The following is a 6,949-nucleotide window of genomic DNA, read 5'->3' on the forward strand; positions in this document are numbered from 1 at the left end:
CGCAAGGCTGGCGTTGCGACGTAACATCCCGACATAATCGGGAGAGACACGGATGCTAGATCTGCTCATCAAGGGGGGCGAGATCGTCGATGGTACGGGACGGCCGCGCTTCACGGGGGATGTCGGCATCGCCGACGGGCGCATCGTCGCCGTGGGCGATCTGTCGGGCCCGGCCCATCGCAGCATTGATGCTTCGGGCCTGCTGGTCACGCCCGGTTGGGTCGACATTCACACGCATTACGATGGGCAGGCGACATGGGACATGCTGCTCGACCCTTCGTTCAGTTCGGGCGTCACAACTGCGATCCTCGGTAACTGCGGCGTCGGTTTCGCGCCGGTCGCCCGGGGAGACGAAGGGCGACTGATCGATCTGATGGATGGGGTGGAGGAAATCCCCGGCGGCGCACTTCACGCCGGGCTGGAGTGGAACTGGTCCAGCTTCCCCGAATATCTCGACGTGCTGGATTCCAAGCCGCGCAGCTTCGACGTGGGATGCTATCTCCCGCACGGACCGCTGCGCCTTTTCGTTCTTGGCGACAAGGTTGGCTCCGGCCGCAAGGCCGATGTCGACGAGATCGAGCGGATGGCTGGCCTCGTTGATGAAGCCATGCGGGCCGGCGCATTTGGCGTATCCAGTTCGCGAACTTCAGTCCATCGCACTGTTCACGGTGACATGACCCCCGATTTCGAGGTCGACCGCGAGGAACTGGTGGCGCTTGCCCGCGTAGTTGCGCGGCACCGTGGCGTCATGGAATTCGCGCCTGCCGGCGTCGTTGGCGAGGATCCGCAGGGCATCCGCAGCGAAATGGCGTTGTTTGACGACATCGTGACCGAAACCGGCGTCGACGTGCACATGCTGTTGCTGCAGCCCAACCTTGACCCCGATTACTGGCAGGAACAGCTGGACTGGGCGACCCGCATCAACACCGGCGGCCGCTCGCGCGTATTCGGGCAGGTGAGCGGGCGCAGCATCGGCGCGCTGCTCAGCTTCTACGGCACGCATCCGTTCATGGAACGACCGGCTTTCCGCCAGGTGAAGGCCAGTCTCCCGCGTGACGAATGGCTGGCCGCACTTGCAGACCCGCAGGTCAAGGCGCGCATCCTGCGCGAGACGGATCCTGACGGCAGCTTCGGCGCATTCCTCAACCAGCACTGGGGCAGTTGCTTCGATCTAGGCGAGACGGCCGATTACGAGCCGGACGACAGCGTTAACGTGGTCGGCCTGGCCGCTGCGACAGCGACCACCCCGCAATCCTACGTCTACGACATGATGCTCCAGACCAGCCGCCACCCGCGCCTGCTGCTGGCGATCAACAACTATGTCGGTGGCGGGCTGGAGAAGCTGAAGCCCATGATCGAGCATCCTGCAACCGTGCTTGGCGCTTCTGATGCCGGAGCTCACGTCATGACGATCTGCGATGGTTCGATGAACAGCTTTATGCTGACCCACTGGGCGCGCGATCGATCACGCGGGGCGATCATTCCGCTCGAACAGGTGGTGCGGATGATGACACGTGACACTGCGCGCTCGATCGGCATCATCGATCGCGGCACGCTGGAGCCGGGAATGCGGGCGGACATCAACGTAATCGACTTCGGGAACCTCGCATTGGGTAAACCAACTATTGTCGATGACCTGCCGCAGGGCGCAAGCCGCCTGCTGCAGGATGTGCGCGGTTATCGCTTGACGATGGTAAACGGCACGATCACGCGGGAACACGATCAGGCAACGGGCGAGATGCCCGGTCGGCTGTTAAGGCACCGTGCGCCGAAGGTCGAGGTGCCGAAGATCTGAGGCCGATGAGAGATCTTCCGCTGCCATGTGTTGAGGATGGGGGCCTTGTCCTCGGTCCGGTATCGAGAGCCTGAAATACAGAATCTGACGTTGGCGATGTCATGGAAGTCAGCTTTGGAGGACAAGTGTTGGGACATTTTCCTCGGTCCGCTTCGGAGCATTTGCCCTGAAAAAAGCTGATGGGGGCGTCTAATCGCAGCTCTTTTGGCAAGCAGATTTTGAACTGACCGTATGCCGGGTTCAGGGTCGTCTTCGCGGTCGGCATGGGCCGCCGCACGGTGGGTCTTCGGCGGACGGAACCTTCCTATTTGGACGGCGCACTCGCCGAAAAGCCGGTGCGTCCCATCAAGCGGATTGGCTCAGCCCACGTCCCGGCAGGGGCGGATTCGCTCACCAACTGCTCGTCGGCGAAGTACCGCATCACCGGCCGTATTCATTCTTGTTCCACGCCTCTGTGATCTGCCAAGTGTTGCCCTCATGATCGCACTTCACCTGGACCATCTGGAAATTCTGCATTCAGAAACGAGGTCTGACATCCGTAGCGGTGGTTCGTCACGGATCAGGTTGGCCCCGAAGCCTGGAAAGGATTGCTGGGTGTTGTCGCTGCATAGCTACTGGTGGTACCAGCAAAGGCGCACTGCTTTCGAACTCCAGGTTTGAAGTCGTGTCACTATGCTAAGTCATGCTACAGTTTTACAGAGATTTTCAAACTTCTCTTTGGTTTGAATTATCGGTATAATGCTTAGTATGGCTACCGAAATCGAGGAAAGCTGAACCGGCTCCAGCAACTTCCGGATGGCGCACTTGTCGATGCGGCCTGGCTGGAGCGTCGCGGCTACTCCTCCTCGCTTCGCAGCCAGTACGTCAAGGCGGGATGGCTCAATCAGCCGGCTCCGCGCGTATATCGCCGCGGAAACAGCCCGATCGGCTGGCGCGAGGCCATCATATCCCTCCAGACCTTCCTCGAGAGCGACCTGACCGTGGGCGGGCGAAGCGCGCTGGAGGAACTGGGGTATGGCCACTATCTGGGGCGGCGCAGGGAGGTTCATCTCTATGGCGCGCAAAGGCCACCCGGCTGGCTTGCCGCCTTGCCCCTCGAGGTGGAGTTTGTCTGGCACAACAGCCGGCGGCTGTTTCCTGATGATCCGGTCGTCACGCAATCCGATGACGCACAGAGCGGTGCGAGCGATGAGCCGCTTCCCTTCCTGCCGGGCGGTTTTCTAATCAGTGGCGGAACCGCCAAATGGGGCATGCGCCTCGCCAGCGCCGAACGGGCCCTGTTCCAGCTTCTCGACGAGCTGCCGGGCCGCGAAACCTTCCACCAGGTCGACATGCTGATGGAGGGCCTGGCGAACCTCAGTCCCCGCAGCCTGCAGGTCCAGCTGGAATCCTGCACCAGCATCAAGGTAAAGCGACTGTTCTTCTACTTTGCCGACCGCCATCGCCATGCCTAGCTTGAGCGGCTGGACCGCTCGGCCGTGGACCTTGGTACCGGCAAGCGCGTGCTCGTGAAGGGCGGCAAGCTGGATCCTACTTACCTCATCACCGTTCCGGAAGAGCTCGATGGCCTTTCTTGAAGACTACCACAATCAGGTAGCGCTGCTGCTGCGCACGATCCCTTTCGTGGCTGCCGAACCCGACTTCGCCCTCAAGGGAGGCACCGCGATCAATCTGTTCGCGAGAGACATGCCGCGCCTGTCGGTCGATATCGACCTGACCTACCTCCCCGTGGCGAAACGCAAGGTCTCGCTGGCCGCCATTGACGCCGACATGGAAAGGATCGCGCAACGGATCGAAACTGGCATCCCCGGGGTCCATGTGGCGCGAAGTCGGCTCCAGAAGGAAGGCATCGTCACAAGGCTGGTCGTTCGCGATGGCACCACGCAGATCAAGATCGAGGTGACACTGGTGCTGCGCGGGGCCGTCTACGAGCCTGTCGAGACGGACGTCTCGGCGCTCGTGGAAGACACGTTCGGTTATGCGCGGATCTCCGTGGTCTCGTTCGCCGATCTCTATGTAGGCAAGATCGTCGCCGCACTCGACCGCCAGCATCCACGTGACCTCTTCGATGTGCGGGATTTGCTGGTCAACGAAGGTATCAGTGACGAGCTTCGCCGAGCGTTCGTCGTCTACATCCTGAGCCACAACCGGCCGATGGCGGACATCCTTGCGCCAACGCGAAAAGATCTCGAGGAGGAGTTCGCGCGCGGGTTCGAGGGCATGACCCAGGAGCCTGTGCCGCTGGGTGAGCTGATCGAGGTGCGCGAAACGCTGGTGCGGCTCATGGTCACGGACATGCCCGCCGAGCATCGCCGTTTCCTGCTTGGCTTTAAGCGCGGTGAGCCGGATTGGGATCTGCTTGGTCTGCCCCGAGCCGCCGATCTGCCCGCCGTAAGATGGAGGCAGCAGAACCTTGCCAAGCTTCCCGCCGAGCGCAGGGCAGGTCTCATCGAGCGCCTTGAGGCCATATTCGCAGCTGACGGATGAACTATCGCCCTTACCAGACAGGAACCTCGCAGACTTCTCCCGCGGCCGAACTGGTCGTCAGACACGCGCAGGATCAAAATCAGATTCTTGCGCCACTTTAGGCACAAGAGCGGCCATTCTGACGCGGGGCAAGGCATTGCCAAGTCTGATCGACACCTGCCGGGATAGCTGCCGGTCCGGATCTAGGCGTCGAAATCCGGCGCTGAGGGTCTGAAGGGTCGGGTGCGGGAGCGGCTGCCAAGCAGCTATCCGATGAAACGTCGGGACAGCGTCGCTCGTGACTAATTGCGTGGCTTGTACGATCCTGCACGCATGAGAGTCCGTAGATATTCCTGTGCAGTGCTGGCGATACTCTATGCCGTAGCTGGCACGCTACATTTGATCATCCCGGCACTATTCGTCGCCATTGTCCCGGATTGGGTTCCTGCGCGTGCCTTAGTCGTCATGCTGACCGGTCTTGCCGAGATCGCCGGTGCCGCGGGAATCGGGCAGCCTTGGAAGCTTGGGCTTCGCGCTGCTGCGGCATGGGGGCTCGCCGCTTACGCCCTGTGCGTCTCGTCGGCGAATGTCCAGCACATGCTGCTCGACCTTGCGAAGCCGGGCCACGGACTGGGACTGGCCTACCACTTACCAGCCTTGCCTTACAGCCGGTGCTTATCTGGTGGCCGTTATGGGCGACAAGCGTCACGACCCGGCCCTTCCGGCCGCGCACCTGACCATCCCGGTGGCGCGCGTCAGGCGGGCCGGAATGCCAGCGCAGCGCCATTCATGCAGTAACGTAGGCCGGTCGGGGGTGGTCCGTCGTCGAAGACGTGGCCGAGGTGCCCGTCGCAGCGGGCGCAACGCACCTCCCTGCGAACCATGCCCATGGAGCGATCGGCAACGATCTTCAGGGCGCTCGGGAAATGGTTCCAGAAACTGGGCCACCCCGTTCCGCTATCGAACTTGGTAGTGGACGAAAACAAGGGCAGGTCGCAGCCCGCGCAAAGAAAGCGACCCTTGCGGTGTTCCTTGAGGAACGGGCTCGAATAGGGGCGCTCGGTACTTCCCTGTCGCAGCACCGCATAGGCCTGAGGGGATAGTCGTCGGCGCCATTCCGCGTCTGGCAGGCGAAGACTTGCTGCCGGAGCGGCGACAGCTGGTCTACCCGTCAGTGCAATCGCGCCTGCAACGATCATCGCCGACGTGAAGGCGCGGCGGTCCAAGGGAAAAAAGCTCGAAGTCATGACCTCGAAAATCCTGTCGCTTGAAAGTATGCAGGAGATACATGGGGCGGCGGGCCAACGGCCCACAAGCCCCATGTATCATCGATATCGTGCTCAGGGCATCAGCACGGTGTCGACCACGTGGATGACACCGTTCGACTGCATGACGTTGGCGATGGTGATCTTCGCCTTGCCGCCCTTGGCGTCGGTCAGCCACCAGGCTCCGGTCTTGTCCTTCCAGGCGGTCAGCTTCTCGCCCTCTACCGTCGTCAGCGTGGCCTTGCCGCCATGGGCCTTGGCATTGGCGGCGATTTCGGCGGCGGTCATGCGGCCCGCGACAACATGGTAGGTCAGCACTTTCGAGAGCGTCGCCTTGTTTTCAGGCTTGAGCAGCGAATCCACGGTGCCCTTGGGCAGCTTGGCGAAAGCGGCGTTGGTGGGCGCGAAGACGGTGAACGGACCGGGACCCTTCAACGTATCGACGAGCCCAGCAGCCTTAACCGCGGCGACGAGGGTGGTGTGGTCCCTGGAGTTGACGGCGTTGTCGACGATGTCCTTGGTCGAATACATCGCGGCACCGCCCACCATCGGGTTCTTGGCCGCAATGGCTACGCCGCCGCTGAGCAACAGGGCGGCGGCCAGGCCGGAGGCGAACTTGCGGGTTACTGCTTGCATGTCAGGGATCCTCTTTCGCGCACTCCTTTGGATGGAATGCCCCGAAGATACGGAGCGCACGCTGGTCCGGATGCAGGAGAAATCAGATCATCGAGATTTTTCCTGTCATCACCGGCAGGCTGCTCGGCGCGGCATGGGGCGCGGTGGCGGGATCTTCCATGGTAACGGCCAGCGTCGCTCCCGCAGCAATAAGCGGGCGCATTGCGGGATCGACGGGAATGGCGCCTCCTTGGTGCGCCATCATTCCCAGCGAGCGCGGGACGCCGTCCTGCGGGATGACCCATAGCTCGGCGTGCTTGCCGTCGCCGGGCTCCGCCTGCGAGCCGACCTGCAGGATGCCATTGTGCGGGTCGTAGCTGATGGCGAGAACTTGCGCCTCATTGGTCCCCTTTAACTGCGAGACCGCCATTGGCATGCGTGCAGTCGGCTCGACCGGGCGCAGTACAACGAATAGGGCGAGCGCTGCCGCGATGGCTCCAGACATCAGCGCACCCGCTCGCCAGGCATGCAATCGGTTCGGGCTTGGCGCCTCCGGGGCGGCTCCGATGCGCGCCGCTACCGTATGCCAGACCCGGGACGAAGGCAGGACGGGCGGGAGAGCATCGAGCAAGGGCGACAGCCTTGTGGTCCATCCTTCCACCTCCCGTGCAAAGACCGGATCGGATAGGCACAAGCGCAAGGCCTGCGCTCGCTCGGCTCCTTCCAGCAGCCCCAGCGCGAGTTCAGCGGCGAGAGCACCGCGATCCTGTTCCTCAGCTGCGTCAACCATGGCCCAGGCAATCTTTAA

General features: G+C 62.3%; 6 protein-coding genes and 1 pseudogene. 3 read left to right on the forward strand and 4 right to left on the reverse strand.

Annotation, left to right across the window (positions count from 1 at the left end):
- Positions 1-52: 52 nt before the first annotated feature.
- The 3 genes and pseudogenes from HWN72_RS29045 (at position 53) to HWN72_RS29055 (ending at position 4,282) form a co-directional block, all read left to right on the forward strand.
- Positions 53-1,795, forward strand: coding sequence for an amidohydrolase family protein (locus HWN72_RS29045; protein WP_211152123.1), 1,743 nt, complete (start codon positions 53-55; stop codon positions 1,793-1,795).
- Between the two features lie 770 nt (positions 1,796-2,565).
- A pseudogene (locus tag HWN72_RS29050) lies at positions 2,566-3,372 on the forward strand (type IV toxin-antitoxin system AbiEi family antitoxin domain-containing protein).
- On the forward strand, positions 3,359-4,282 hold the full coding sequence (locus HWN72_RS29055) for a nucleotidyl transferase AbiEii/AbiGii toxin family protein (protein ID WP_211152124.1): 924 nt from the start codon (positions 3,359-3,361) through the stop codon (positions 4,280-4,282). The pseudogene HWN72_RS29050 and the gene HWN72_RS29055 overlap by 14 nt, the downstream one beginning before the upstream one ends.
- Before the next feature lie 435 nt (positions 4,283-4,717).
- Here the strand turns inward: HWN72_RS29055 and HWN72_RS32120 are convergent, their stop codons facing one another.
- From HWN72_RS32120 to HWN72_RS29075, 4 genes are all read right to left on the reverse strand, one after another.
- Complete coding sequence (locus tag HWN72_RS32120; RefSeq protein ID WP_211152125.1) at positions 4,718-4,909, reverse strand: hypothetical protein; 192 nt, start codon at positions 4,907-4,909, stop codon at positions 4,718-4,720.
- A 107-nt stretch (positions 4,910-5,016) separates the two neighbouring features.
- The gene (gene msrB, locus HWN72_RS29065; RefSeq protein ID WP_211152126.1) at positions 5,017-5,508 is read right to left on the reverse strand and encodes a peptide-methionine (R)-S-oxide reductase MsrB; all 492 of its coding nucleotides are present in this window, start codon (positions 5,506-5,508) and stop codon (positions 5,017-5,019) included.
- A gap of 93 nt (positions 5,509-5,601) precedes the next feature.
- Positions 5,602-6,162, reverse strand: coding sequence for a fasciclin domain-containing protein (locus HWN72_RS29070; RefSeq protein ID WP_211152127.1), 561 nt, complete (start codon positions 6,160-6,162; stop codon positions 5,602-5,604).
- A gap of 82 nt (positions 6,163-6,244) precedes the next feature.
- Positions 6,245-6,949 (reverse strand): anti-sigma factor domain-containing protein (locus HWN72_RS29075; RefSeq protein ID WP_309141601.1); only part of this gene is annotated, 705 nt, incomplete at its 5' end.

The sequence above is a fragment of the Novosphingobium sp. HR1a genome, assembly GCF_015594425.1.
Classification (GTDB): Bacteria; Pseudomonadota; Alphaproteobacteria; order Sphingomonadales; family Sphingomonadaceae; genus Novosphingobium; species Novosphingobium resinovorum_A.

Excerpts from the sequence above, each read along its gene's own strand:
- HWN72_RS29070 (WP_211152127.1), bottom strand. The coding sequence starts at position 6,162 with ATGCAAGCAGTAACCCGCAAGTTCGCCTCCGGCCTGGCCGCCGCCCTG.
- HWN72_RS29045 (WP_211152123.1), top strand. The coding sequence starts at position 53 with ATGCTAGATCTGCTCATCAAGGGGGGCGAGATCGTCGATGGTACGGGA.
- HWN72_RS29055 (WP_211152124.1), top strand. The coding sequence starts at position 3,359 with ATGGCCTTTCTTGAAGACTACCACAATCAGGTAGCGCTGCTGCTGCGC.
- msrB (WP_211152126.1), bottom strand. The coding sequence starts at position 5,508 with ATGACTTCGAGCTTTTTTCCCTTGGACCGCCGCGCCTTCACGTCGGCG.